Source organism: Thioalkalivibrio sp. XN8 (assembly GCF_011058255.1).
In the GTDB taxonomy this organism is placed as follows: domain Bacteria; phylum Pseudomonadota; class Gammaproteobacteria; order Steroidobacterales; family XN24; genus XN24.
The window spans coordinates 25,397-48,461 of sequence record NZ_JAALFH010000033.1 but is presented as its reverse complement, the minus strand read 5'-3'; the positions used below and the strand labels follow the sequence as shown (position 1 = coordinate 48,461).

The window sequence follows — 23,065 nt, the reverse complement described above, 5'->3', positions numbered from 1 at the left end:
GACCTCGGCGAGGCTGCTATGACTACCCTGGGCACTCCCCTCAGCGATACCGCCACCCGGCTGCTGCTGCTCGGCTCCGGCGAGCTCGGCAAGGAAGTGGCGCTCGAGGCCCAGCGGCTGGGGGTCGAGGTGATCGCGGTGGACCGCTACGCCAACGCCCCTGCCATGCAGGTCGCCCACCGCAGCCACGTCATCGACATGCTGGACCGTGCCGCCTTGCGGGCGGTCGTGGAGCAGGAGCGGCCGGCGCTGATCGTGCCGGAGATCGAGGCCATCGCCACGCCCGAGCTGCAGGCCCTGGAGGCGGAAGGCTGGAACGTCATCCCGACCGCCGTGGCGGCGCGCCTGACCATGGACCGCGAGGGCATCCGGCGGCTGGCGGCGGAGGAACTCGGCCTGCCGACCTCGCCCTTCCGTTTCGCCGACACCGAGGAGGCGTATCGCGCCGCGGTCGCCGAGATCGGCCTGCCCTGCGTGGTGAAGCCGGTCATGAGCTCCTCCGGCAAGGGCCAGTCCACGGTCCGCAGCGAGGCCGACATCGAGCGCGCCTGGACCTACTCGCAGCAGGGCGGCCGCACCGGCGCCGGCCGCGTCATCATCGAGGGCTTCGTCGAGTTCGACTACGAGATCACGCTGCTCACGGTGCGCCACCGCGACGGCACCAGTTTCTGCGCGCCGATCGGCCACCTGCAGGTCGACGGCGATTATCGCGAGTCCTGGCAGCCGCAGCCGATGACGGCGCTGGCCCTGGAGCGGGCGCAGCAGGTCGCGGCAGCGATCACCGGCCGCCTCGGCGGCCATGGCCTGTTCGGCGTGGAGCTGTTCGTGCGCGGCGACGAGGTGCTGTTCAGCGAGGTCTCGCCCCGGCCGCACGACACGGGGCTGGTGACCCTGGTGTCGCAGGACCTGTCGGAGTTCGCGCTGCACCTGCGCGCGATCCTGGACTTGCCGGTCCCGGCGATCCGCCAGTGGGGGCCGTCGGCCTCCTGCGCCATCCTCGGCGAGGGCGACTCCAGCCACATCCGCTACGCCGGCGTGTCGGATGCCCTGGTGGAACCGGACACGGACCTGCGGCTGTTCGGCAAGCCGGAACTCCACGGCCGGCGCCGGCTCGGCGTGGCCCTGGCCCGCGGGGAGAGCCTGGAGGAGGCGCGGGCCAGGGCGCGACGCGTTGCCGAAGCGGTGCGGATCAGCCTCTAGGGCGCCTTGATACGGATATCGCCGCTGCCGGTGTTGATGCGGGCTTCACCCTCGCCGGCGCCGACCGTGGCCCGGAAGCTGCGCCGGCCGGATTCCACCTCGCCCATCACCGGCACGTCGACCTTGATGCTGCCGCTGCCGGTGCCGAGGCTGAGCCGGAGCGACAGCGGCTCGGTGCTCTGCAGGTCGACATCGCCGCTGCCGGTGCGAATGGTCACGTCACGCAGCGCACCGAGGTCGCCGTCGGCCTCGACGTCGCCCGAACCGGTGGCGATGTCCAGCTGGGCGCGCGCGCCGAGATTGCGGATCTCGACGTCGCCGGAGCCCGTGCGCGCCCGCAGCGAGCCGATGACGTCGCCGAGCTCGAGGTTGCCCGAGCCGGTCTCGACCTGCATGTCGCCGTCCGCGCCCCGCAGCATGATGTCCCCGGACCCGGTGCGCGCGCGGCTGGTGCCGAGGACGTTCTCGATCCGCAGGTCGCCGGAGCCGGAGCGCGCGTCGAGCTGGCCGCGCTGGCTGCTGATGTCCATGTCGCCCGCCCGGGTCACCGCCACCAGCGCCCCCTGCCCGTCCATCGCACGGATGCGCCCGTAGTTGAGGCTCAGGTTGAGGTCGGCATCGACCCCGGCCGCACTGATCTCGCCGACACCCTGGCGCAGCTCGAGCAGGGCACCGGCCGGCAGCTGCAGCTCGAGGTCGACGCGCAGGCGCTGGCCGTCGTTGCTGCGGACGCGGATCCGGTCGCCCTCGTACTCGAGCCGCACGTCGAGCCGCCGGAACTGGTCGTCGTCGTAGCGCACCTCATCGAGGCGACCCGGCAGCCGGACCGTCACGCTGAGAGTGTCCCCGTCGCGCTCCTGGTCAATGCGGACGGCATCGCCGAGGTCCGCGTCAGCCGACCTGATGGTGGCGCGCAGCAGCCCGGTGTCGCCCGGGACGATGCGCACCGAGCCAGCAAGATTGGTGACGCGCAGCGTGGGCGCATCAAGCTCCAGTTCGACCACGCGCTCGGCGGCCATTGCCGGCCAGGCGACGAGTGCGGCCAGCGCCAGGACGGCCGGCCATGACTTGTGGCTGATCATCTGCATTTCACTGTCCCTCCATCTCGATCGTCAGCCGCGACACGACGCGCGTCACGCCCGGCACTTCCGCCGCTACCCGCAGCGCGTGCTCGAGCAGCGCCGGCTCGCCGAGGCGGCCATGCAGGGTCACGACATCGCCGCTCGACGACACCGTGATGTCCTCCCCGGCGAGGGCCGTGTCGGCCTCAAAGCGGTTGCGGACCTCGCGCGCCAGGGCGCCGTCGGCCGCGGCCGACGCCGCCGCCGGGGCGGAATCGCCCACCTTGGCCCACTCCACGTCGCTCTTCCCCCGGTGGACGCCTTCCCCATCCACCACCACCACGCACCCGCCGGCGGCGAGGGCGACGGCGCACAGCGCCAGGGCGGGGACCAGGGGCTGCTTGAACTTGGTCAACATGACTCTCGAACCTCCGTGAACTAAGACAGGGCTGCGCGCCAGGCGCAGGATCAGGAATCGTCGCGCCAGCGCCGCAGCCAGACGGCGCCGGCCAGGAAAACCGCGGCCACCACCAGACCGCCCCACAGCTCTGGGGCAGCCAGCAAACGCCCCGGCGTCATGAGGTCGGACAGCGCGGGGAAAACTGCCGAAAAGCCCTCGTCCTCCGCCACGATGGCGGCGCTGCCCTCGCCGCTGAAGGCGAGTTCCATGCCGCCGGACAGGCGCTGCCCCAGGAGGAACGCGAAGTACTTGGTGTCGAACAGGACTTTCTCCGCGACGATGGCCAGCAGCGGCGGCAACACCGCCCAGGCCAGCACCGCGCGCCGGGCAAAGGCGGAGACCAGCAGCAGCCAGGCGTGCACGGGCGCGAGCCAGAGCCCGAACGCGATCAGCCCGTAGGCCATCACGATCGCCGCCTGCAGCAGGGCCAGCGGTCCCTGCAACAGGAACTGGCCCGTGCCGGCGACGGCGCCCGCGAGGCCCGCGATGAGCCAGACCAGCACTGCAGTGGCGAGGAACATGGCCAGCGCCTGCAGCGGCATCACCAGGAAGCCGGTCAGGTACTTGGAACCCACCGTCTTGAGATCGCTGACCGGCAGCGATTTCCAGAACAGGATGCTGCGGTCCTTGCGCTCCGCGTAGAGCGCGTCCAGCAGGTAGAAGGCGATGATCACGCTGATCACCCCGGAGAACAGCGTGGCGATCGACAGGAACATGACCGTCAGCACCGCACGGATCTGCATCGGGTCGGCCGCCTCGGCCATCAGGTCGGAGTCGAACTGGATCTCGTCGATCCCCACCCGCGCGATGCCGAACACGGCGAACAGCGCGGCAACCACGAACAGCGCGCCCAGCACCGCCGGCACCATCCAGCTGGCGGGATGCTCGACCAGTTCCCGGCGCAACAGGGTCATCATCTGGTTCACGACGCAGTCCTCCTGACCTTGGCGACGAACAGGTCCGCTACGCCCGGCACCTTCAGTTCGCCCAGCGGCGCCAGTTCCTCGCGGCTGCGGTTCTCGAAGATGAAGCCGTGCCGGCCCAGGCCCTGGCGCTCCGACAGCGGCCCGAGGCGACGGGCGGCCTCGGCCTGGTCCGGCCGCGTGACCAGCTCCAGGTACTTCTCGCCCAGCGACTCCATCGGCTCGTCGAGCACCAGCTTGCCGTGGCTGATGAACATCAGGTCGGTGAGGATGTGCTCCACCTCCTCCACCTGGTGGGTGGTCAGGAGGATGGTGCGCTCGCCGTCGAAATAGTCGTTCAGCAGCGTGGCGTAGAAGTCCTTGCGATAGAGGATGTCGAGCCCGAGCGTCGGCTCGTCCAGCACCAGCAGCCGGGCGTCGATGGCCATGATCAGCGCCAGGTGCAGCTGGACGATCATGCCCTTGGACAGGGCGCTGACCTTGCTGTCGCGCTTGATCTCGGTCTGGGCGAGGAAAGCCTCGGCCCGCTCGCGGTTGAACCGCGGGTGCAGCCCCGCCACGAAGTCCAGCGCCTGGCGCACCCTCAGCCAGCGCGGCAGCACCGCCACGTCGGCGATGAAGCACACCTGCTGCATCAGCTCGGCGCGCTGGCGGCGCGGGTCCAGGCCCAGCACTTCCAGCTCGCCGTCGAAATGGCCCAGGCCCAGGACGGCCTTCAACGCCGTGGTCTTGCCGGCGCCGTTGGGCCCGACCAGGCCGACGATGCGGCCGCTCTGGATCTCGAAGTCGACATTGTCCAGGGCCACGGTGCTGCCGTAGCGGCGCGACAGGCCCCGGGCGCGAATCACGGTGCTCACTGCGGCTTCTCCTCGTCATCGAGCTGCCGGCGGGCCGATGCCAGCAGCTCGTCCAGGTCCAGCTTCAGGCGCCGGATGGTGCGCACCACCTCCGGCCACTGCTCGTCCAGGAACGCCTGGCGCTCGTCCTTGACCAGCGCCTTGCGGGCGCCGTCCCGCACGTACATGCCCCGGCCCCGGCGCTTCTCCACCAGGCCTTCGTCGACCAGTTCCTGGTAGCCCTTCAGGACCGTCAGGGGATTGAGCCGGTACTCGGCCGCCACGGTGCGGACCGAGGGCAGTGCGTCGCCGTCGCCGAGCACGCCCTCGAGGATCATTTTCACCACGCGGTCGCGGAGCTGGCGGTAGATAGGCTGGCTATCGTTCCACTCGCCTTCCATGGGTGACTCCTTGTGCCTCAGGCGGCGATGGACGCGAGCGTCAGGCAGGCAATCGCGAAAATCGTCAGCATGCGCATGGTCTGTTCGCGGGTCATCTGCGTCTTGATGTGCGTCTTCATGGCAGTTCTCGCTGGCGGCTGTCCGCCTGTGTCTGAGCCGGTGTTGTAGTGAACTATAACACTAGTTCGAAGGAATGCAACCCCCCCTGCGCAACCCGGCCCACCGGCAGGCGGCCGCTGCTAAAATGCGGAGGTCGCCCCGCCGCTCCACGGCCGGGCCCCACCCCGTCCCGCCAGCAACAAGAACAGGGAGTCCTCCATGACCCAGCCCGCCCGAGTCGCCATCACCGGCGCCGCCGGCCAGATCGGCTACCAGCTCGCCTTCCGCATCGCTTCCGGCCAGATGCTCGGCCCCGACACGCCGGTCATCCTGCAGCTGCTGGAGATTCCCCCGGCGCTGGGCGCGCTCAAGGGCGTGGAGATGGAGCTGCTGGATTGCGCCTTCCCGACGCTGGCCGGCGTGGTCGCCACCGACGACCCGGCCGAGGCTTTCGGCGACGCGAACTATGCCCTGCTGGTCGGCGCCAAGCCGCGCGGCCCCGGCATGGAGCGCAAGGACCTGCTGCTGGAGAACGCGAAGATCTTCTCCGCCCAGGGCAAGGCGCTGAACGACAACGCCCATCGCAAGGTGAAGGTGCTGGTGGTCGGCAACCCGGCCAACACCAACGCGCTGATCGCCTACTCGAACGCGCCGGACCTGGATCATGCGCGCTTCACCGCCATGACGCGGCTGGACCACAACCGCGCCTTGGCGCAGCTGTCGCTCAAGACCGGCACGCCGGTGAAGGACATTCGCCAGATGACCATCTGGGGCAACCACTCGGCCACGCAGTACCCCGACATCAGCCACTGCCTGGTGGCCGGCAAGGCGGCGCCGACGCTGGTGGACGAGGCCTGGGCGAAGGACGACTTCATTCCCACCGTGCAGCAGCGCGGCGCGGCCATCATCAAGGCCCGCGGCCTGTCCTCGGCCGCCTCCGCCGCCTCCTCGGCCATCGACCACATCCGCGACTGGGCGCTGGGCAGCCCGGCCGAGGACTGGGTCAGCATGGCCGTGCCCTCGGACGGCAGCTACGGCGTGGCCGAAGGGATCGTGTATTCCTTCCCGGTGCGGTGCCAGGACGGCCGCTGGGAGATCGTGCAGGGGCTGGAGACCAGCGACTTCAGCCGCGAGCGCATGCAGGCCACCGAGGCCGAGCTGCTCGAGGAGCGCGACGGGGTGAAGGACCTGCTCTGAGGCCTCCGGGGGGCGCCGCCGGGTCGCGGCGCCCTCTATTCCCGCCACCCCCGCGCGGCGCAATCTGCTCTGGCCGGACGCGCGAAATCTTTGCGGCACCCCCGGCACGGGGGTTATATTCAAACGCTTGTATGGCTTCTTTTTCCGGGAGCCGTCAGCCCGCAAGCTCGAGGGGGTACATCGTGGCGACTCTGTTCTGGTTCCTCGTTTTCTTCGGCGGCGCGATCGCGCTGGCCTACCGCCGGGTCAGCCTGGGCGTGTTCACCGCCGCCGCCGGCGCCGCGCTGGTCGCCTACACCCTCTTCGGCAGCGGCGGGTTCCTGTGGAACCTCGTCCTCTGGGTGCTGTTCGCCGGGCTGGTGGCGCTGAATATCGAGGACTTCCGGCGCGAGCGGCTGACCCGCCCGATGCTGAAGATGTATCGCAAGATGCTGCCCTCGATGTCGCGCACGGAGCGCGAGGCGCTGGAAGCCGGCACGGTGTGGTGGGAAGGCGAGCTGTTCGCCGGCGTGCCGCGCTGGAACAAGCTGCTGGGTGCTCCCGCCCCGCAGCTGTCCGAAGAAGAGCAGGCCTTCCTCGACGGGCCCTGCGAAGAACTGTGCCGCATGAATGACGAATGGCAGGTCACCCACTCGCTGCAGGATCTCTCGCCCGAGACCTGGAAGTACCTGCGCGAGAACGGCTTTTTCGCCATGATCATCCCGAAGAGCTACGGCGGGCTCGAGTTCTCCGCCTTCGCTCACAGCCAGGTACTGACCAAGGTCGCCAGCTGCAGCGCCACGCTGGCCTCGACGGTCGCCGTGCCCAACTCCCTCGGCCCCGCCGAGCTGCTGCACAAGTACGGCACCGAGGAGCAGAAGAACCGCTGGCTGCCCGGCCTCGCCGACGGCAGCGAGATTCCCTGCTTCGGCCTGACCAGCCCGCGCGCCGGCTCCGACGCCGCGTCCATCCCCGACACGGGCGTGGTCTGCAGGCAGGAAGTCGACGGCGAAGAAGTCGTCGGGATCCGCATGAATTTTTCCAAGCGCTACATCACTCTCGCGCCCGTGGCGACCGTGGTCGGCGTGGCCTTCCGCCTGTTCGACCCCGAGGGGCTGCTGGGCGAGGAGAAGGATGTCGGCATCACGCTGGCGCTGGTGCCCGCCGGGACGCCCGGCATGGAGATCGGGCGCCGCCACCTGCCGCTGTCGGTGCCGTTCATGAACGGCCCGATCGAGGGCAAGGACGTGTTCGTGCCGCTGGACGCCATCATCGGCGGGCCGAAGATGGCCGGCCAGGGCTGGCGCATGCTCATGGAGTGTCTCTCCGTCGGCCGCTGCATCTCGCTGCCGTCCAACGCCAACGGCGGCGCCAAGGCGGCGGTGTTCGCCACTGGCGCCTACAGCCGCATCCGCAAGCAGTTCGGCATGTCCATCGGCCGCTTCGAGGGCGTGCAGGAAGCGCTGGCGCGCATGGCGGGCTTCACCTACATCGTGGACGCCGCCCGCAGCGTCACCATCGCCGCAGTGGACGCGGGCGAGAAGCCGGCCGTGCCGGCCGCCATCCTGAAGTACCACTGCACCGAGTTCGGCCGCGACGTCACCGACGACGCCATGGACATCCACGGCGGCAAGGCCATCTGCATGGGGCCGAAGAATTACCTCGGCACCGGCTACAACTCGGTGCCGGTGATGATCACGGTCGAAGGCGCGAATATCCTCACGCGCAGCCTGATGATCTTCGGCCAGGGCGCGATCCGCTGCCATCCCTTCGTGCTGAAGGAGCTGCATGCGGCGCAGGACCCGGACCAGGAAGCCGGGCTGGAAGCGTTCGACCGGGCGCTGTTCGGCCACATCGGCTACGCCTTTTCCAATGCTGCCCGCGCCTTCGTGCTCGGCCTGTCCGGCGCCCGCGGCGCCGAGAGCCCGACGCGCGGGCCGACGCGGCGCTACTACCAGCACATCAGCCGCTTCAGTGCGGCCTTCGCGCTGGTCTCCGACACCGCCATGCTGACGCTCGGCGGCGCGCTGAAGAAGAAGGAGATGCTGTCGGCCCGCCTGGGCGACATCCTCTCCAACCTGTACCTCGCGTCCATGGTGCTGAAGCACTGGGAGAACCAGGGCCGGCGCGAAGCCGACCTGCCGCTGGTGGAGTGGAGCTGCCGCTTCCTGCTGTACCGCGCCCAGGAGCAGCTGCACGGCTTCCTGCGCAACTTCCCGGTGCGCTGGGTAGCGCACGCGCTGCGCCTGGTGGTGTTCCCCCGCGGCCGCAGCTTCAGCTCGCCCCGCGACAGCCTGGCACGGCGGATCGTCGAGGGCGTGATCAGCCCGGGCGAGATGCGCGACGGCCTGTGCGAGGGCGTTTACCGCACCGTCGAGCCCGGCAACCACCTCGGCCTGCTGCAGGAGGCGATGGAGCTCTCCATCGAGATCGCGCCGCTGGAGAAGAAGCTGCGCAAGGGCGCCAAGGAAGGCAAGATCCTCGCGCTCGCCCTGGCCGACCAGCTGGAGGAAGCAGTGGCCACCGGCATCCTGACGGCCGAGGAGGCCGAGAAGCTGCGCGCGGCCGACGAGAAGATCATGGCGATCATCCACGTCGACGATTTCGCGCCGGAGGAGCTGGCGCCGCTGGTGCAGCAACCGGCGGAGAAGGCGGCGCGCAAGCCGCGCGCAAGCAAGTCGGCACAGCAGGCGGCCGCGCCAAGCGAGGCCTGACGGCAGCGGGGCGGGACCAGGACCGTGTCCGGCGAGCGCATCACCTACGAGGTCACGCTCGAGCCGGACCCGGCCATCCTGCGCGAATTCGAGACCTGGCTGGAGTATCACGTCGACGACGTGATCGCCCTGCCGGGCTTCACCGGCGCCACCATCCACAAGGGCGAGAACCCGGAGACGGGCGCCGCCCTGCGCATCGTCCGCTACGAACTCGAGAACCAGGCGGCGCTGGAGCGCTACCTGCGCGAGGACGCACCGCGGATGCGGGCCGAGGGCACCAGCCGCTTCGGCGACCGCTTTCGCGCCAGCCGGCGGATCGTGCACGAGGGGCGCGACGCGGCGCTGACCGATGCCCGCCCCTGCCCGAACTGCGACCAGCTGCTATGGGGCCAGTACTGCGCCAACTGCGGCCAGCGCGCCCGCACGCGCATGATCACCCTGTGGGAGCTGCTGAAAGATGCCGGCGACCTGATCGCCTCGCTCGACTCGCGGCTCTGGCGGACCCTCGGCCTGCTGCTGTTCCGGCCGGGCCGGCTCACCGTCGACTACCTGGAAGGCAAGCGGGCCCGCTACGTGCCGCCCTTCCGGCTGTTCATCGCCGCCAGCATCGTGTTCTTCTTCGTCGCCTCGCTGCTGGCGGACTTCAGCATCGGCGACGCCGTCGTGATCGACGGGGATACCCCGCAGCAGGAGACTGCCGAGCCGGGTCCGCCGGATGTCGACGTGACGGTGGCGGGCGCCCAGTTCGACGAGATGTGCAATGTCAACTACGAGGGCGTCCCGCCCTGGTTCGAGGAGCTGGTGCCGCCCGAGCGCGCACGCGAGATCTGCGAGCGCATCACCCTCGACCGTGGCCGCAGCTTCATGCGCGCCGTGCTGAGCAATATCCCGGCCATGATGTTCCTGTTCCTGCCGGTGATGGCGCTGGTGATGAAGCTGGCCTATCCCCTGTCGGGCCGCTACTACGCGGAACACCTGCTGTTCCTGGTCCACTACCACTCGTTCTTCTATCTGTTCAGCCTGCTGCTGATCCTGCTCGAGCAGGGCGGCGCCCGGCTGGCGCCCGGCGTCCTGCCGACCGGCCTGATCAACACCGCGGCCTTCATCTACCTCATGGTCTACCTGTTCCGGGCACTGCGCCGGGTTTACGGCCAGGGTTTCTGGCTGACCCTGTTCAAGTACGTGCTGATGGGCCTCAGCTACCTCCTGGCCCTGGTGACCACCTTCGTCGGCCTTCTGCTCTACACTGCGGTGACCCTGTAGCGGATTGCCCCGGCACGGCGACCCGGTGCATCATCCGGGACCCCGCGGCGTGAGCGTCCGCCAAGACAACAGAACATGTACGCAAGTTTTTTCGGGCTCAACGAGAAACCCTTCGCGATCACGCCGGATCCGCGGTACCTCTACCTCGGCCCGCGTCACGCGGAGGCGCTCGCGCACCTGTTGTACGGCGTCACCGAGAGCGGCGGCTTCATCCAGCTCACCGGCGAGGTCGGCACCGGCAAGACCACCGTGGTGCGCAGCCTGCTCGAGCAGCTGCCGCCCAACACCGAGGTCGCGCTGGTCCTCAACCCCCGGCTCTCGCCCACCGAGTTCCTGCTCACCATCTGCGACGAGCTGCAGGTGGAGGTCGAGGAACGCGCCAGCCCCAAGGCCATCATCGACGCGCTCAACCTGCGGCTGCTGAAGGCGCACGCCGCCGGCCGGCGCGTGGTCCTCATCGTGGACGAGGCGCAGAACCTCTCGACCGAGGTGCTGGAACAGATCCGGCTGCTGACCAATCTCGAGACGGCCAAGCAGAAATTGCTGCAGATCATCCTGGTCGGGCAGCCCGAACTGCGCGACCTGCTCGCGCGCAGCGACCTGCGCCAGCTGGCGCAGCGCATCACCGGCCGCTACCACCTCGAGCCGCTGGAACCGGAGGAACTGCGCGCCTATGTCCGGCACCGGCTCGAGATCGCCGGCGGACGCGGAGAGATTTTCACGATGGCGGCAATCCGCGAGCTGCACCGCAGCTCGGACGGCATCCCGCGGCTCGCCAACGTTATCGCCGACCGCGCCCTGCTGGGCGCCTGGTCGAAAGAAACCCGCAGCGTCGACGGCCGGCTCACGCGCCAGGCCGCCCGCGAGGTGTTCGGCGACCGGGTGAGGAAACAGGTGCGTCGCGCGCCGGGCACCGCCGCCGTGCTGCTGGGCCTGGCCGCCGTGGTGATCGTGGCGCTGGCGGTGGTGATCTACCTGCTGCTGCAGCGCGGCGCGGACGGCGGCGCCAACCTGCCCGGGGCGCAGCCGGCGAGTCGTGCGCCAGTGGCCAGCCCCGTCATCCGGCCGGAGCCGCCTGCCGCGGCCGCGGCGGGCGTCATCGACGCGTCGCCGGACGCTCCGGCAACGATCGAGCCTGAGCCGCCGGAACCGGTCGCGGCGCCGGTGGCGGAACCGCTGGCCGCGCGGCTGGCCGCCGGCCTGCTGCCGACGGGCACGGACACCGCGTTCGCGACCCTGTTCGAGCGCTGGGGCCTGGCTTACCGCCCGGAAGACGGGCCGGCCTGTGAGCAGGCGGCCGCCGAGGGCCTGCGCTGCCTGTTGCGGCGGGGCACCTGGGGCGAGCTGGCGGTGCTCAACCGGCCGGTGATCATGGTGCTGGCCGATGCCGACGGCCGGGAGCACCAGCTGGTGCTGAACCGGATCCTGGACGGCGCCGCCGAGCTCAGCGCCGGGGGCGAGTCCGTGACGGTGCCCCTGGGCGAGCTGCTCACGCTGTGGTTCGGCGAGTACCTGCTGCTGTGGCGGCCGGAAGCGGGCGAGGGCCGGACCCTGACGCGTAACCAGTCCGGCACCGACGTCCTCTGGCTGCGCCGGGCGCTGGGCGAGCTGCGCGGGAACCCGATCCTGCCGCCGGACTCCGCGACCTACGACCCGGCCATGGCCGCCGCCGTGCGCGAGTTCCAGCGCTCCGCCCGCCTCGAGGTGGACGGCATCGCCGGCGCCATGACGATGATCGCGCTGCACAACGCGCTCGATCTTCCCGGCCGGCCGCGACTGGTCGAGATCGACTGATGTCCCTGATCCTCGACGCCCTGCGCAAGTCCGAGCACCAGCGGCAACGCGAGGCCGGACCCGCGCTGGCCGTCGTCCCCGAGAGCCCGCCCGTGCAGCGCAGGCCGCGCTGGATGCCGGCGCTGGTCGCCCTGCTGGCGCTGAACGTGGTGGTGCTGGCCCTGGTCCTGTTGCGCGACTCCGGACCCGCGCCGACCGAGCCGGCCCGGCCGGCGCCCGCTGCGGCCACCCCGGCCCGACCCGCGCCCGCGGCGGCAGACCGGGAGACCGAGCGCCGCCCGGTGGCACTGCCCGCGCGACCGCCGACCAGCGAGGTCCGGCCACTGACGACCGAACTGCCGACCGCGCCGGTTCGCTCCGCCACCGGTTCCGGCACAGGAGGCGCTGCCGCGTCCGCCCCGCAGCAGGCCGGTGCACCAGCCGCGGCCGCGCCGCCGGCGGACGCCGGCGCGCGGGCCGAGGCCGACGCCCAGTTGCCGCGTTTCGCGGACCTCGTGGTCCGCGGCGAGCTCAACGTGCCGCACATGCATCTCGACATTCATGTCTACAGCGGCGACCCCGCGCAGCGCTTCGTCTTCATCAACATGAAACGCTACAACGAGGGCGAAGCGACGGCGGAGGGGCCCCGGGTCGAGCGGATCGTGCCGGGCGGCGTGGTGATGGATCACCGTGGGCAGCGTTTTCTCCTGACACGGAACTAGCGCCCGTTGGCCACCGCTGTCACCGCCATCGCGTACCTCGACGGCCAGCGCCTCGCACGCGGCCTGCTGGCGGGCATCGCGCGGGTTGCCGCGGACGCCGAGCATCTCAACCGGATCAACGTCTTCCCCGTGCCCGACGGCGACACGGGCACCAACCTGGCAGTGATGCTCGGCGCGGTGCGCGCCGCGCTGCTGCGCCAGCAGGAGCGCCATGCGGGCCGGCTGCTCGAGATCGTGGCGGACGCCGCCCTGGATGGGGCTCGCGGCAATTCAGGAGCGATCCTGGCCCAGTTCTTTCACGGCCTCTGCGACGCCACCCAGGACCGGCAGCTGCTCACCACCCCCCTTTTCGTGACGGCCGTGGAACGCGGCGCGGACTACGCGCGGGAAGCCTTGAGCGAGCCCCGGGAAGGCACCATCCTGACCGTGGTACGCGACTTCGCCACCGAGCTGGGCGAGCAGATCGCCAGCGGCGGGCAGGACTTCGCGGCGCTCCTCGAGGCCGGGCTGGCCCGGGCCCAGCGCTCCCTGGCCGCCACCACCAACCAGCTCGAGGCGCTGCGCAAGGCCGGCGTGGTCGATGCCGGCGCACAGGGTTTCGTCGATCTCCTCCAGGGGATCACCGACTTCGTCCGGCATGGCTCCCTGCGCCGCCGCAGCGAGGACGTCTCCCTCGAACCCGGCGCGGCCGGCCGGGCGCCCGAGGCAAGCTTCTTCGACGCCGGGGATGCCGGCGGCCATCGCTGGTGCACCGAGTGCCTGGTCACCGGCGACCTCGACCGACGCCGGCTGCGGGAGGCGCTCGCCGGCCTCGGCAGCAGCCTCGTCATCGCCGGCGGCACGCGCCGCGCCCGGATCCATATCCATGTCGACGACCCGGCAGAGGTATTCCGCGCAGCTGCCCGCTTCGGCGAGGTGAGTGGCAGAAAGGCCGACGATATGCAGGCCCAGCAGGAGGCTGCCCGCAGCGGCGCCGGCACGGTGGCGGTCGTCACCGACAGCGCCGCGGACCTGCCGGAGGAACTGCTGACTTCCCTGGACATCCATACCGTGCCGGTGCGGATCCATTTCGGGGGGCGCAGCTACCTCGACAAGGTCAGCCTGGACACCAGCGAGTTCTACCGCATGATGGCCGAGAGCGAGGTCCATCCGACCACCTCGCAGCCGCCGCCCGGCGACTTCCGCCGCCTCTACCAGATTCTCGCCAGCCATCACGCCGGCATCGTCTCCATCCATGTCACCGGCTGGGGCAGCGGCACCTTCCAGGCCGCGCAATCAGCCGCCGACCGGGCCGGCACCAAAGCGCCGGTGCTGGCCGTGGACTCGCGCAGCGCATCGATCGGCCAGGGCCTGGTGGCCCTGCGCGCCGCGGAGCTGGCGGCCGAGGGGCATAGCGCGGACGAGATCGTGCTGGCACTGGACCGGATCGTGGCCGGCACCCGCACCTGGGCGCTGCTGGGCAGCATCGAGCACGCGGTGCGCGGCGGCCGTGTGCCGCCGTCGAAGCGCATGCTGGCACGGCTGCTCCGGCTCGAGCCCATCCTCGCGACCTTCCCCGACGGGCGCATCGGCACGGCGGGGGCGCTGTTCGGGCACCACAACCGCATCAACCGCTTCGCCCGCTGGATCGCCCGGCGCGCCGGACCGGCCCAGGGTCAGCGCCTGGCCGTCGGGCATGCCGACGCGCCGGCCGCCGCCGGCGAGCTGCTGGCCGCGCTGGAGGACAGGATGCCCGGCCTCGAGCAGGCGTTCGTGACCGAGATCGGCACCGCGCTGGGTGTGCATGGCGGGCCGGGGACGCTGGTCGTGGCGCTGCAGCGGCTGGACACCTGACCACTCAACCCCTGAAACCTGACCGCGGCGCCGGCCCCTGGAAGACCTGACCGCGAGGCCGCGCCATGCATGGCACCCTTCGCTTGGAAGTCTGATGCCGCTCAGCGCGCCATGCATGTCACGCCCCCGCTGCCACCTCAGGGACGGCACGGACAGGGTTCACGGCCACGAAGGCGGCGCGCCAGGCTCACATGGCATCGAGCAGCGCCAGCGCTGGGCCTTGTGACGTCGCAGCGGGGTCGGGTCCTGTAGGGTCCGCTGAGCGGCATCAGATTTCCAAGCGAAGGGGACCCTACAGGAGCCGGCGCCGCGGCCAGGTCTTCGGGCGGTCAGGCCGGCTCCACCAGCGACGGGTCCTCGTTGAAGGGACTGTTGACGCGCCGGCTCACCGGCCAGGCCTCGAGAATCCCGTCGGGCGCCGGCGCCAGCAGCGCCTCGAGGCGCTCCGGCTTTGCCGCCGGGTCCAGCCAGGCCTCGCGGCCGGCCTGGTCCAGGATCACCGGCATGCGGTCGTGCAGCGGCCGCATCAGCTCGTTGGCCGCCGTGGTGATGATGGCGCAGCTGGCCAGCGGCTCACCGCCCTCCGGCGGATCCCACAGCTCCCACAGCCCGGCCAGCGCCATGGGCTCGCCGCTGGCGTCGCGGATGTACCACGGCTGCTTGCCGTCCGCCGTCTTCTGCCACTCGAAAAATCCGTCGGCCGGCACCAGGCAGCGGCGCTTGCGGAAAGCATTGCGGAAGGCCGGCTTGCCGGCCGCGGTCTCGCCGCGGGCATTGATCATGCGGTTGCCGATCGAGGGGTCCTTGGCCCAGAACGGCACCAGGCCCCAGCGGGCCAGCGCCAGCTCGCGGGCTGGCTCGGCGCCGGATTCCGCCACCGGGTAAGGCGAGCGGCGCACGATCGGCACCTCCTGGGTGGGAGCGATGTTGTAGCGCGGGTCCAGGTCGTGGGCGTGCAGCTCGCTCACCCCGAACAGCCGCGCCACGGCCTCGATCGGGGTGTAGAGGGCGTAGCGGCCGCACATGTCACTCGCGGATGCCGATGCCCCGGTTGAGCAGGTACATCGACGCGGCGTAGAGCACCGCAATGGCCGCCAGGATGATGGTGTACGCAGTGCCGATCGGGATGTCCGAGGTGCCGAGCACGCCGTAGCGGAAGGCGTTGACCATGTAGAGGATCGGATTGGCCTGCGACACCTTCTGCCAGAACTCGGGCAGCAGCGAGATGGAGTAGAACACGCCCCCGAGGTAAGTCAGCGGCGTCAGTATGAAGGTGGGAACGATGCTGATGTCGTCGAACTTCTTGGCAAAGACCGCGTTGATGAAGCCGCCGAGCGAGAACACGATGGCCGTGAGCACGACCGTCGTCAGCACGATCCAGGGATGCTGCACCTCGAGGCGCGTGAAAAACAGCGCCACGACCGTGACCACCGCGCCGACGAACAGCCCGCGCACCACGCCGCCCGCCACGTGACCCCACAGGATCAGGTAGTTCGGCATCGGCGAGACCAGCATCTCCTCGACGTGGCGGCCGAACTTGGCGCCGAAGAAGCTGCTGACCACGTTGCCGTAGGAGTTGGTGATGACCGACAGCATGATCAGCCCCGGCGCCATGAACTCCATGTAGTTGAAACCGTCCATCTCGCCGATGCGCCGGCCGATCAGGCTGCCGAAGATGATGAAGTACAGCGTCATGGTGATCGCGGGGGGCACGATGGTCTGCACCCAGATCCGCACGATCCGGTTGTATTCCTTGACCACCAGCGTGGCGAAGGCGTTCCACTGGGCGTGCAGGTCCATGCGCGCTCCTCAGGCCGCCCGGCCGTCGCCGCCCTGGTCGACCAGGCGGATGAAGAGTTCTTCCAGGCGGTTGGCCTTGTTCCGCATGGAGGTCACCTTGATGCCGGCGGCGGACAGGGACTGGAACAGCTCGTTGATGCCGTGCTGGCTCTCCACGTCCACCTCCAGCGTCAGCGGATCGACCAGCCGGCTGGTGTAGCCATCGAGCGCCGGCGGCGCGGCATGCTCGCGGTCCATGGTGAGCACGAAGGTCTCCATGTGCAGCTTGCGCAGCACGCGGCTCATGCGGTCATGCTCGATGATGCGGCCGTGGTCGATGATGGCTACGTTGCGGCACAGGTTCTCCGCTTCCTCGAGGTAATGGGTGGTGAGAATGATGGTCGTGCCGGCCTCGTTGACCTGGCGCAGGAAGGCCCACATCGAGCGGCGAATCTCGATGTCCACGCCGGCGGTCGGCTCGTCCAGGATCAGCAGCTTCGGCTCGTGCACCAGCGCCCGGGCGATCATCAGGCGCCGCTTCATGCCGCCGGACAGCGAGCGGGCGATGTCGTGGCGGCGGTCCCAGAGCTGCAGCTCGCGCAGGTACTTCTCGGCCCGCGCCAGCGCCTGGCGCCGGCCCAAACCGTAATAACCGCCCTGGGTGGCCACGATACTTTCGACTTTCTCGAACTGGTTGAGATTCAGCTCCTGCGGCACCAGGCCGATGCAGGCCTTGGCGGCGGAGAAGTCACGGTCGATGTCGTGGCCGAAAATGCGTGCCGTGCCGCCGGTCTTGGTGACCAGTGAGGTGACGATGCCGATGGTGGTGCTCTTGCCGGCGCCGTTCGGGCCGAGCAGGGCGAAGAAATCGCCCTCGTCCACCGCGAGGTCGATGCCGTCCAGCGCCCGTACCCCGTTGGGGTAGGTCTTGCTCAGGTTTTCGAGTTCGAGGGCCTTCATGCGACTGCCTGGAAGCCGGACGCTACCGCGCGGCAGGCGCGGCCGGGTGCCCGGCAAAGTCCCTCATTCTAACAAGTCCGGCCGCCCGGGCGGCCCCGCCCGTTCAGCGCCGGAACGCGTGGCGCCCCGCGGTAACCGTCTTGATGCCGAGCGAGCGGCGGATGGACCACTGGTGGCCCCAGGCCGCCAGCAGCGCCAGCTGGCGCCGGTCCCGGCGGGCTGCCGCGTCGGCCAGCCGGAGCCATAGCGCCTCGCGCAGCACCCGGCGGGCCCGCAGCCGCTGCGCCGCACAGGCCGCCACGGGCGCCAGCAACCCGATCTCCACCGTCGCCAGCCGGCTCTGCGTGGCCGGCGGCAGCCCGATCCAGGCGGACACCGCCCGCGGCAACAGCCGGAGGTGGGTACGCAGGGTGCTGAGGGCCAGCAGCGTGAAGCGCTCTGCAGGTGCACGGGCCGCGGTATAGCCGGGCTCGAGGTCCCGCACGCAGGGCGACAGCAGCGTAGTCCACGCGCCTTCCTCCTCGAAGCCCAGCCCGAACAGGGCGAACGGCAGGCGCGCAAGAGCTTGTGCCCCGCCCCCTCCCAGCGCGGTAAGCCGCTCCTGAACGATCGGCGCCAGGCCGACCTCGAGTCCGTTCACGGCCAGTCCGAGGAAGTCCTGGTTGAGCTCGGTGAAATCGCGTCGCAGTGTCCGGTTAGTCATTGTTCAGCCCCTCCCAGCTGACAGCCTAGGCCTCCGGCGATCCGGAGTGATCCCGGAATTTGCCGTCTGACCGACCAGATTCATGAGAACTAATACCATATTTGGGTTTTAAAGCCCAAATATGGTATTTCTAATGCCGGGCTTGAATGAGCCAGAGTGCGTTCCACAGACGGGAGGCGCCATGAACAAGATCAACGCGACACCAGACCAGGACCAGGCTCGACTCGAACTGGCGATTCGCATGCTGGGTCACGAGGCCCGCACTCACCTCATTACGGCCTGCACCGGCTTCAGCCAGGACCGCATTCGCAAGTTGTGGGGCAAGCGCTTCCGCGATTCGAACCCGCGTACGCCCGGGGCTCGGCGCCATCGGGGCAAGTCGCCCTCGAGCATCGAGTTCTTCGTGCGCAATCCCTGGATCCAGGCCGACGCGTCGCTGCTGGCCCACCTGTTCGCCAACTGGGGCCTGCTGCAGATCCTGCCCGACCTGAGCACGCCGGCTGTCCGCGTGGAAGATCCGGTCACCCGGGGCCAGCGCTTCTGCGACGCCTTCGAGGAATTCCAGGCGATCAGTCCCTCGAGCCCGCTCAGCTTCGAGCATGCCTGGAACATGCTGGACGCCCTGACCGCCCGGCGAGAACTGCTGCTGCTCGACTGCGGCGACTGCCACGCCCTCTACGTCCAGGACGCCCTCGCGCTGGACGGCCGGCGCTGCCCCACCTGCCGCGTGATTCCGGCTTGCCGGCGCGGGTAGCCCGGCCCTGCCCGGCCCCTGCCGGGGGCGCGTAGAATAGTGGCTCCACCCCGTCCCGGAGCTGACATGGGCTATCACACCGCCGACCTCTGCGACGACCACGAGGCCGACCTGCACGTGCTCGAGCCGCTGTTCACGGCCTACGGGCGCGCGACGGTCTTCGACGGGCCGATCGCTACCGTGAAGTGCTACGAGGACAACTCCAAGGTCCGTGAAGCCCTGTCTGAGCCGGGCGAGGGCCGCGTGCTGGTGGTGGACGGTGGCGGCTCGAAACGCCGCGCCCTGCTCGGCGACATGCTCGGCGAGCTGGCGGTGAAGAACGGCTGGAAAGGCCTGGTCATCAACGGCTGCATCCGTGACTCCGCCGCGATCGACGAGCTGGAGCTGGGCGTACGCGCGCTCGGCACGATTCCGCTCAAGACCCACAAGCGCGGCGACGGCCAGCGCGAGGTGTCGCTGAGTTTCGCCGGCGTGACCTTCCGCCCGGGCGAGCACCTCTATGCCGACGCCGACGGTGTCGTGGTCGCCGCGCGGACGCTGGACCTGGCGGGGGAATGAGCGCCGCGCGCAGCAACTTCCTCGCCGCCGCGCCCCTCGACCGCATCGGCCACCTGCGGCGCGACGAGGCGTGGCTGGCGGCCGCCCGGGAGCGCGGCGACTGGGTCGCGCTCTGGCGGCGGAAGGTGCTGGTCAGCGCGGAAGCTGCGCCGCGGCCGCTGTTTCTCGCGGCCGATGCAATGCCGGAGGCGGGGCAGGACTGGGTGCTGCTCGGCGAGCGCGCCGGCGTGCCGTGCTTCGCCTTCGCCGTGGGCGGGGAGGAACCCCCGGTGGCGCTGGGCCGCTTCGAGGACATCCGCGGGCTCGGCGAATTGCTCGAGCCCGGCGACGCCGCGTTGCTCGCCTATGCGCGGGCCATGCTTGCCTGGCACGAGCACCAGGGCCACTGCAGCCGCTGCGGCGCGCCGACCCGCAGCATCGAGGCGGGCCATGCGCGGCAGTGCACGTCCTGCGAGGCCAAGCACTTCCCGCGCGTGGACCCCGCCATCATCGTGCTGGTAGCCGACGGCGACCAGTGCCTGCTCGGGCGGCAGCCGTCCTGGCCGCCCGGCCGTTACTCGACCATCGCCGGTTTCGTCGAGCCCGGCGAAAGCCTGGAGGATGCCGTGGCGCGCGAGGTCGCCGAGGAGGCCGGCGTGCGCGTGGACCAGGTCGAGTATCACAGTTCCCAGCCCTGGCCCTTCCCCTCTTCTTTGATGCTCGGCTTCACGGCCCGGGCAGCCGGCGGGCGGATCGCCCTGCGCGACAGCGAGCTCGAAGACGCCCGCTGGCTGAGCCGCGACGACATCGCGGCCGGCGAAGTGATACTGCCACCGCGGGTCTCGATCGCCTGGCGGCTGGTCCAGCACTGGTTCGACGCCGCGCCGGGCCGCTGCCTGGAACGCGAGGCCGAGGCCGGCTCGTGGCTCGCCCGGCCCGAGCCCTGAGGCGCATTGCAGCCATGTGCCTCCTCGTCTTCGCCTGGCAGACCGCCGCCGCCCGCCCGCTGGTGCTGGCGGGCAACCGCGACGAGTTTCACGACCGCCCCGCCGCGCCGGCCGACTGGTGGCCCGGACCCATCGTCGGCGGCCGCGACCTGCGCGCCGGCGGCACCTGGCTGGCGGCCGCGCGCGACGGCCGCTTTGCCGTGGTGACGAACTACCGCGAGCCGATGGCGGAAGGCCGCGGCCCGAGGTCGCGCGGCGAACTGGTGAGTGCTTATCTCGCAGGCGACACCGGCCCGCAGGAGTGGGCCCGCCGGGTCGCGGCCCGGGGCGACGACTATGCCGGCTTCAACCTGCTGCTCGGCGCACCCGACCGGCTGGTCTACCTGTCCAACCGCGGCCGTGGCCCGGAGGTGCTGGAGCCGGGCATCTACGGCCTGTCCAACCATCTCCTCGACACGCCCTGGCCCAAGCTGGAACGCACCCGCGCCCGCTTTGCCGAGCTGCTCGGCGCCGGCGCCGACACCGGCGCGCTGCTCGGCATGCTGGCCGACCGCACGCCGGCCGCCGCGGACGAGCTGCCGGACACCGGGCTGCCCCCCGAGTGGGAGCGGCTGTTGTCCTCGCCCTTCATCGTCGACCCGCGCTACGGCACACGCTGCTCCACGGTGCTACGGCTGGCGAAAGGTGTCGGCATGGAGCTGGCCGAGCGCAGCTTCGACCCGGCCGGCGCGGCGGTCGACGAGCGCCGCTTCGAATTCGCCCTGGAGTCCTGAGATGAAACCGCGGGAAGCCCCTTATGGCAGCTGGTCCTCGCCGCTGTCCGCCGCCGATGTCGCCACCGCCGGGATCAGGCTCGAGCAGCCCTGGCGCAAGGGCGACCAGGTCTGCTGGGTGGAGCGCCGGCCGGCCGAGGGCGGCCGGACGGTGCTGATGCAGGACCTGCAGGGACGGCGCAGCGAGCTGACGCCGACGCCCTTCAGCGTCCGCAGCCGCGCGCACGAGTATGGCGGCGGGGCATATTGCGTCCTCGGCGCCGAGGCCTGGTTCGTCAACGACGCCGACCAGGCGATCTGGCACCGCGATCCCTGGGGCGAAATCCGCCGGCTGACGCCGGCCGACCGGCGCCGCTACGCCGACCTGAAACGGGATGCCCGCCGGAACCGGCTGCTCGCGGTGTGCGAAGACCACGGCGCGCCGGGCGAGCCGCGCGCCGGCATCGTCGCCATCGGCGATGACGGCACCATCACCACGCTGCTGGAGGGCCACGATTTCTATGCCTCGCCGCGGCTGGATTCCGACGGCGAACGCCTCGCCTGGCTCACCTGGGACCATCCGCGCCTGCCCTGGGACGGCACCACCCTGTGGCAGGCGCCGCTCGACGCCGGCGGCCGTCCCGGCGATCCCGTCAAGGTGGCCGGCGGCGAGGGCGTCGCCGTGTTCCAGCCCGAGTGGCTGCGCGACGGGCGGCTCGGCTACGTCGCGGATCCCGACGGCTGGTGGAACCACTACGCCTGGGGGCCTGGCGGCGTCCAGCGCTTCACCGAGATGGACTCCGAGGGCGGCCTGCCGCAATGGGTCTTCGGCCAGTCCACCTGGGGCGAGGTCTCGGGCGGGCTGATGGGCGCGATGACGCGCGACGGCAGCTGGGAGCTCTGGTATTTCGGGCCGGGCCTGCCCTCGCGCCAGCGCTGGCAGCTCGAGGCGGTAAACCACTTCGCCACCGACGGCCGGGAGGCCGTGGCGCTGGCCGGGGCACCCGACCGCGCCATGGGCGTGTACGTGCTCGACGCACCGAACATGCGCGAGCGCCTGGTGGCGGACAACGGTCCGCTGCCCCTGCCGCCGGAGTGGATCTCCCGCCCGCAGGCGCTGAGCTTCCCCACCGGCGACGGCGAAACCGCGCACGGCTTCTACTACCCGCCCTGCAACCCGCTGCAGGTCGCCCCGGCCGGCACCACGCCGCCGGTGATCGTCAAGTGTCACGGCGGCCCGACCGGCGCAACCTCACCGGCCTTCGACGCCAAGGTCCAGTTCTGGACCACGCGCGGCTTCGCCGTGCTGGACGTGAACTACCGCGGCAGCACCGGCTTCGGCCGTGCCTACCGGGAAAGCCTCTACGGCCGCTGGGGCGAGGCCGACGTCGAGGACTGCGTCGCCGGCGTGCGCTTCCTCGCCCGGCAGGGCCTGGCCGACCCAGGGGCCGCCTTCATCAGCGGCGGCAGCGCCGGCGGCTACAGCGTGCTGTGCGCGCTGGCCTTCACCGACGCCTTCCGCGCCGGCGCCAGCTACTACGGCATCGGCGACCTGGCCGCGCTGTTCGGCCACACCCACAAGTTCGAGTCCCGGTACGACCGCTGGCTCATCGGCGACCCGGAGGAACCGGCCACGCGGCGGCTGTTCGACGAACGCTCGCCGCTAAGGCACGCCGACCGCATCCGCTGCCCCGTGATCTTTTTCCAGGGCGGCGAGGACAAGGTCGTGCCGCCGGAGCAGAGCCGCAGCATGCACGCCGCGCTGCGCGCGCGCGGCATCCCGACCGCCTACCTCGAGTTCCCCGACGAAGGCCACGGCTTCCGCCGCGCCGAGAACATCCAGGCCGCGCTGGAGGCCGAGCTGGCGTTCTTCTGCCGGGTGCTCGGCGTCACGGCCGCCGGGGACGTGCCGGCGCTCGACCTCGGCAGCGGCGCCAAGTTGCACTGACCACGAGTTCGGCCCCTGGCGCCCGCTGAAGACCTGACCGCGGGGCCGGCCCCTGTAAGACCTGACCGCGAGGCCGCGCCATGCATGGCACCCCTCGCTTGGATATCTGATGCCGCTCAGGGCGCCATGCATGTCACGACCCCGCTGCCACCTCAGAGACGGCACGGACAGGCTTCACGGCCACGGCGGCGACGGGCCAGGCTCACATAGCATCCAGCAGCGCC

The 23,065-nt window shown here is 70.6% G+C and carries 21 protein-coding genes; 12 read left to right on the top strand and 9 right to left on the bottom strand.

The annotated features are described in order from the left end of the window. Positions 1–18 precede the first annotated feature (18 nt). Positions 19–1,200 carry a formate-dependent phosphoribosylglycinamide formyltransferase gene (gene purT / locus G6N75_RS03590; RefSeq protein WP_165346701.1) on the top strand — a complete coding sequence of 394 codons (1,182 nt, stop codon included), beginning with the start codon at positions 19–21 and terminating at the stop codon, positions 1,198–1,200. Here the strand turns inward: purT and G6N75_RS03585 are convergent. The 5 genes from G6N75_RS03585 to G6N75_RS03565 are packed head-to-tail and all read right to left on the bottom strand — an operon-like array spanning position 1,197 to position 4,881. Beyond that, positions 1,197–2,288 (bottom strand): DUF4097 family beta strand repeat-containing protein, encoded by a 1,092-nt coding sequence (locus G6N75_RS03585; protein WP_165346700.1) that lies wholly within the window; start codon positions 2,286–2,288, stop codon positions 1,197–1,199. The genes purT and G6N75_RS03585 overlap by 4 nt on opposite strands. 1 nt (position 2,289) lies before the next feature. After that, positions 2,290–2,679 carry a BON domain-containing protein gene (locus G6N75_RS03580; RefSeq protein ID WP_165346699.1) on the bottom strand — a complete coding sequence of 130 codons (390 nt, stop codon included), beginning with the start codon at positions 2,677–2,679 and terminating at the stop codon, positions 2,290–2,292. A 50-nt stretch (positions 2,680–2,729) separates the two neighbouring features. Next, a complete protein-coding gene (locus G6N75_RS03575; RefSeq protein WP_240900915.1) occupies positions 2,730–3,638 on the bottom strand; it encodes an ABC-2 transporter permease in 909 nt (302 codons plus the stop codon). Between the two features lie 5 nt (positions 3,639–3,643). Then, complete coding sequence (locus tag G6N75_RS03570) at positions 3,644–4,501, bottom strand: ABC transporter ATP-binding protein (RefSeq protein ID WP_165346697.1); 858 nt, start codon at positions 4,499–4,501, stop codon at positions 3,644–3,646. Then, complete coding sequence (locus G6N75_RS03565; protein WP_165346696.1) at positions 4,498–4,881, bottom strand: GntR family transcriptional regulator; 384 nt, start codon at positions 4,879–4,881, stop codon at positions 4,498–4,500. The genes G6N75_RS03570 and G6N75_RS03565 overlap by 4 nt, the downstream gene beginning before the upstream one ends. Before the next feature lie 318 nt (positions 4,882–5,199). Between G6N75_RS03565 and G6N75_RS03560 the strand changes: the two genes are divergently transcribed. The 6 genes from G6N75_RS03560 (at position 5,200) to G6N75_RS03535 (ending at position 14,461) form a co-directional block, all read left to right on the top strand. Continuing rightward, positions 5,200–6,177, top strand: coding sequence for a malate dehydrogenase (locus G6N75_RS03560; protein ID WP_165346695.1), 978 nt, complete (start codon positions 5,200–5,202; stop codon positions 6,175–6,177). Positions 6,178–6,359: 182 nt separating this feature from the next. Further along, on the top strand, positions 6,360–8,870 hold the full coding sequence (locus G6N75_RS03555; protein WP_346765482.1) for an acyl-CoA dehydrogenase: 2,511 nt from the start codon (positions 6,360–6,362) through the stop codon (positions 8,868–8,870). A 24-nt stretch (positions 8,871–8,894) separates the two neighbouring features. Further along, positions 8,895–10,133, top strand: a complete 1,239-nt coding sequence (locus tag G6N75_RS03550) for a DUF4286 family protein (protein WP_165346693.1) — start codon at positions 8,895–8,897, stop codon at positions 10,131–10,133. 75 nt (positions 10,134–10,208) lie between these two features. After that, entirely contained in the window at positions 10,209–11,927 is a 1,719-nt protein-coding gene (locus tag G6N75_RS03545) for an ExeA family protein (RefSeq protein WP_165346692.1), read from the top strand. Beyond that, complete coding sequence (locus G6N75_RS03540) at positions 11,927–12,628, top strand: general secretion pathway protein GspB (protein WP_165346691.1); 702 nt, start codon at positions 11,927–11,929, stop codon at positions 12,626–12,628. The genes G6N75_RS03545 and G6N75_RS03540 overlap by 1 nt, the downstream gene beginning before the upstream one ends. Positions 12,629–12,634: 6 nt before the next feature. Further along, the gene (locus G6N75_RS03535) at positions 12,635–14,461 is read left to right on the top strand and encodes a DegV family protein (RefSeq protein ID WP_165346690.1); all 1,827 of its coding nucleotides are present in this window, start codon (positions 12,635–12,637) and stop codon (positions 14,459–14,461) included. Positions 14,462–14,790: 329 nt separating this feature from the next. Here the strand turns inward: G6N75_RS03535 and G6N75_RS03530 are convergent, their stop codons facing one another. The 4 genes from G6N75_RS03530 to G6N75_RS03515 all read right to left on the bottom strand — a co-directional run bounded on the left by G6N75_RS03530 (position 14,791) and on the right by G6N75_RS03515 (position 17,903). Then, on the bottom strand, positions 14,791–15,486 hold the full coding sequence (locus G6N75_RS03530; protein WP_165346689.1) for an SOS response-associated peptidase: 696 nt from the start codon (positions 15,484–15,486) through the stop codon (positions 14,791–14,793). 1 nt (position 15,487) lies between these two features. Next, a complete protein-coding gene (locus G6N75_RS03525) occupies positions 15,488–16,261 on the bottom strand; it encodes an ABC transporter permease (RefSeq protein ID WP_165346688.1) in 774 nt (257 codons plus the stop codon). A gap of 9 nt (positions 16,262–16,270) precedes the next feature. Then, the gene (locus tag G6N75_RS03520; RefSeq protein ID WP_165346687.1) at positions 16,271–17,200 is read right to left on the bottom strand and encodes an ABC transporter ATP-binding protein; all 930 of its coding nucleotides are present in this window, start codon (positions 17,198–17,200) and stop codon (positions 16,271–16,273) included. 103 nt (positions 17,201–17,303) lie between these two features. Next, positions 17,304–17,903 carry a hypothetical protein gene (locus G6N75_RS03515; RefSeq protein ID WP_165346686.1) on the bottom strand — a complete coding sequence of 200 codons (600 nt, stop codon included), beginning with the start codon at positions 17,901–17,903 and terminating at the stop codon, positions 17,304–17,306. 181 nt (positions 17,904–18,084) lie between these two features. On the opposite strand from G6N75_RS03515, the gene G6N75_RS03510 reads away from it, so the two are divergent. The 5 genes from G6N75_RS03510 (at position 18,085) to G6N75_RS03490 (ending at position 22,841) form a co-directional block, all read left to right on the top strand. Next, positions 18,085–18,657, top strand: a complete 573-nt coding sequence (locus G6N75_RS03510) for a FlhC family transcriptional regulator (protein ID WP_165346685.1) — start codon at positions 18,085–18,087, stop codon at positions 18,655–18,657. A gap of 66 nt (positions 18,658–18,723) precedes the next feature. Continuing rightward, entirely contained in the window at positions 18,724–19,215 is a 492-nt protein-coding gene (gene rraA, locus G6N75_RS03505; RefSeq protein WP_165346684.1) for a ribonuclease E activity regulator RraA, read from the top strand. Continuing rightward, on the top strand, positions 19,212–20,141 hold the full coding sequence (gene nudC / locus G6N75_RS03500; RefSeq protein ID WP_165346683.1) for an NAD(+) diphosphatase: 930 nt from the start codon (positions 19,212–19,214) through the stop codon (positions 20,139–20,141). Before rraA ends, nudC begins: the two co-directional genes overlap by 4 nt. A gap of 14 nt (positions 20,142–20,155) precedes the next feature. Next, a complete protein-coding gene (locus G6N75_RS03495) occupies positions 20,156–20,914 on the top strand; it encodes an NRDE family protein (protein WP_165346682.1) in 759 nt (252 codons plus the stop codon). 1 nt (position 20,915) lies between these two features. Beyond that, positions 20,916–22,841, top strand: a complete 1,926-nt coding sequence (locus G6N75_RS03490) for a S9 family peptidase (protein WP_165346681.1) — start codon at positions 20,916–20,918, stop codon at positions 22,839–22,841. Positions 22,842–23,065: the final 224 nt, after the last annotated feature.

Coding starts and splice junctions, on each gene's coding strand:
- purT (WP_165346701.1), top strand. CDS start 19: ATGACTACCCTGGGCACTCCCCTCAGCGATACCGCCACCCGGCTGCTG.
- G6N75_RS03585 (WP_165346700.1), bottom strand. CDS start 2,288: ATGCAGATGATCAGCCACAAGTCATGGCCGGCCGTCCTGGCGCTGGCC.
- G6N75_RS03580 (WP_165346699.1), bottom strand. CDS start 2,679: ATGTTGACCAAGTTCAAGCAGCCCCTGGTCCCCGCCCTGGCGCTGTGC.
- G6N75_RS03575 (WP_240900915.1), bottom strand. CDS start 3,638: ATGATGACCCTGTTGCGCCGGGAACTGGTCGAGCATCCCGCCAGCTGG.
- G6N75_RS03565 (WP_165346696.1), bottom strand. CDS start 4,881: ATGGAAGGCGAGTGGAACGATAGCCAGCCTATCTACCGCCAGCTCCGC.
- G6N75_RS03560 (WP_165346695.1), top strand. CDS start 5,200: ATGACCCAGCCCGCCCGAGTCGCCATCACCGGCGCCGCCGGCCAGATC.
- G6N75_RS03545 (WP_165346692.1), top strand. CDS start 10,209: ATGTACGCAAGTTTTTTCGGGCTCAACGAGAAACCCTTCGCGATCACG.
- G6N75_RS03540 (WP_165346691.1), top strand. CDS start 11,927: ATGTCCCTGATCCTCGACGCCCTGCGCAAGTCCGAGCACCAGCGGCAA.
- G6N75_RS03530 (WP_165346689.1), bottom strand. CDS start 15,486: ATGTGCGGCCGCTACGCCCTCTACACCCCGATCGAGGCCGTGGCGCGG.
- G6N75_RS03525 (WP_165346688.1), bottom strand. CDS start 16,261: ATGGACCTGCACGCCCAGTGGAACGCCTTCGCCACGCTGGTGGTCAAG.
- G6N75_RS03520 (WP_165346687.1), bottom strand. CDS start 17,200: ATGAAGGCCCTCGAACTCGAAAACCTGAGCAAGACCTACCCCAACGGG.
- G6N75_RS03515 (WP_165346686.1), bottom strand. CDS start 17,903: ATGACTAACCGGACACTGCGACGCGATTTCACCGAGCTCAACCAGGAC.
- G6N75_RS03510 (WP_165346685.1), top strand. CDS start 18,085: ATGAACAAGATCAACGCGACACCAGACCAGGACCAGGCTCGACTCGAA.
- rraA (WP_165346684.1), top strand. CDS start 18,724: ATGGGCTATCACACCGCCGACCTCTGCGACGACCACGAGGCCGACCTG.
- nudC (WP_165346683.1), top strand. CDS start 19,212: ATGAGCGCCGCGCGCAGCAACTTCCTCGCCGCCGCGCCCCTCGACCGC.
- G6N75_RS03495 (WP_165346682.1), top strand. CDS start 20,156: ATGTGCCTCCTCGTCTTCGCCTGGCAGACCGCCGCCGCCCGCCCGCTG.
- G6N75_RS03490 (WP_165346681.1), top strand. CDS start 20,916: ATGAAACCGCGGGAAGCCCCTTATGGCAGCTGGTCCTCGCCGCTGTCC.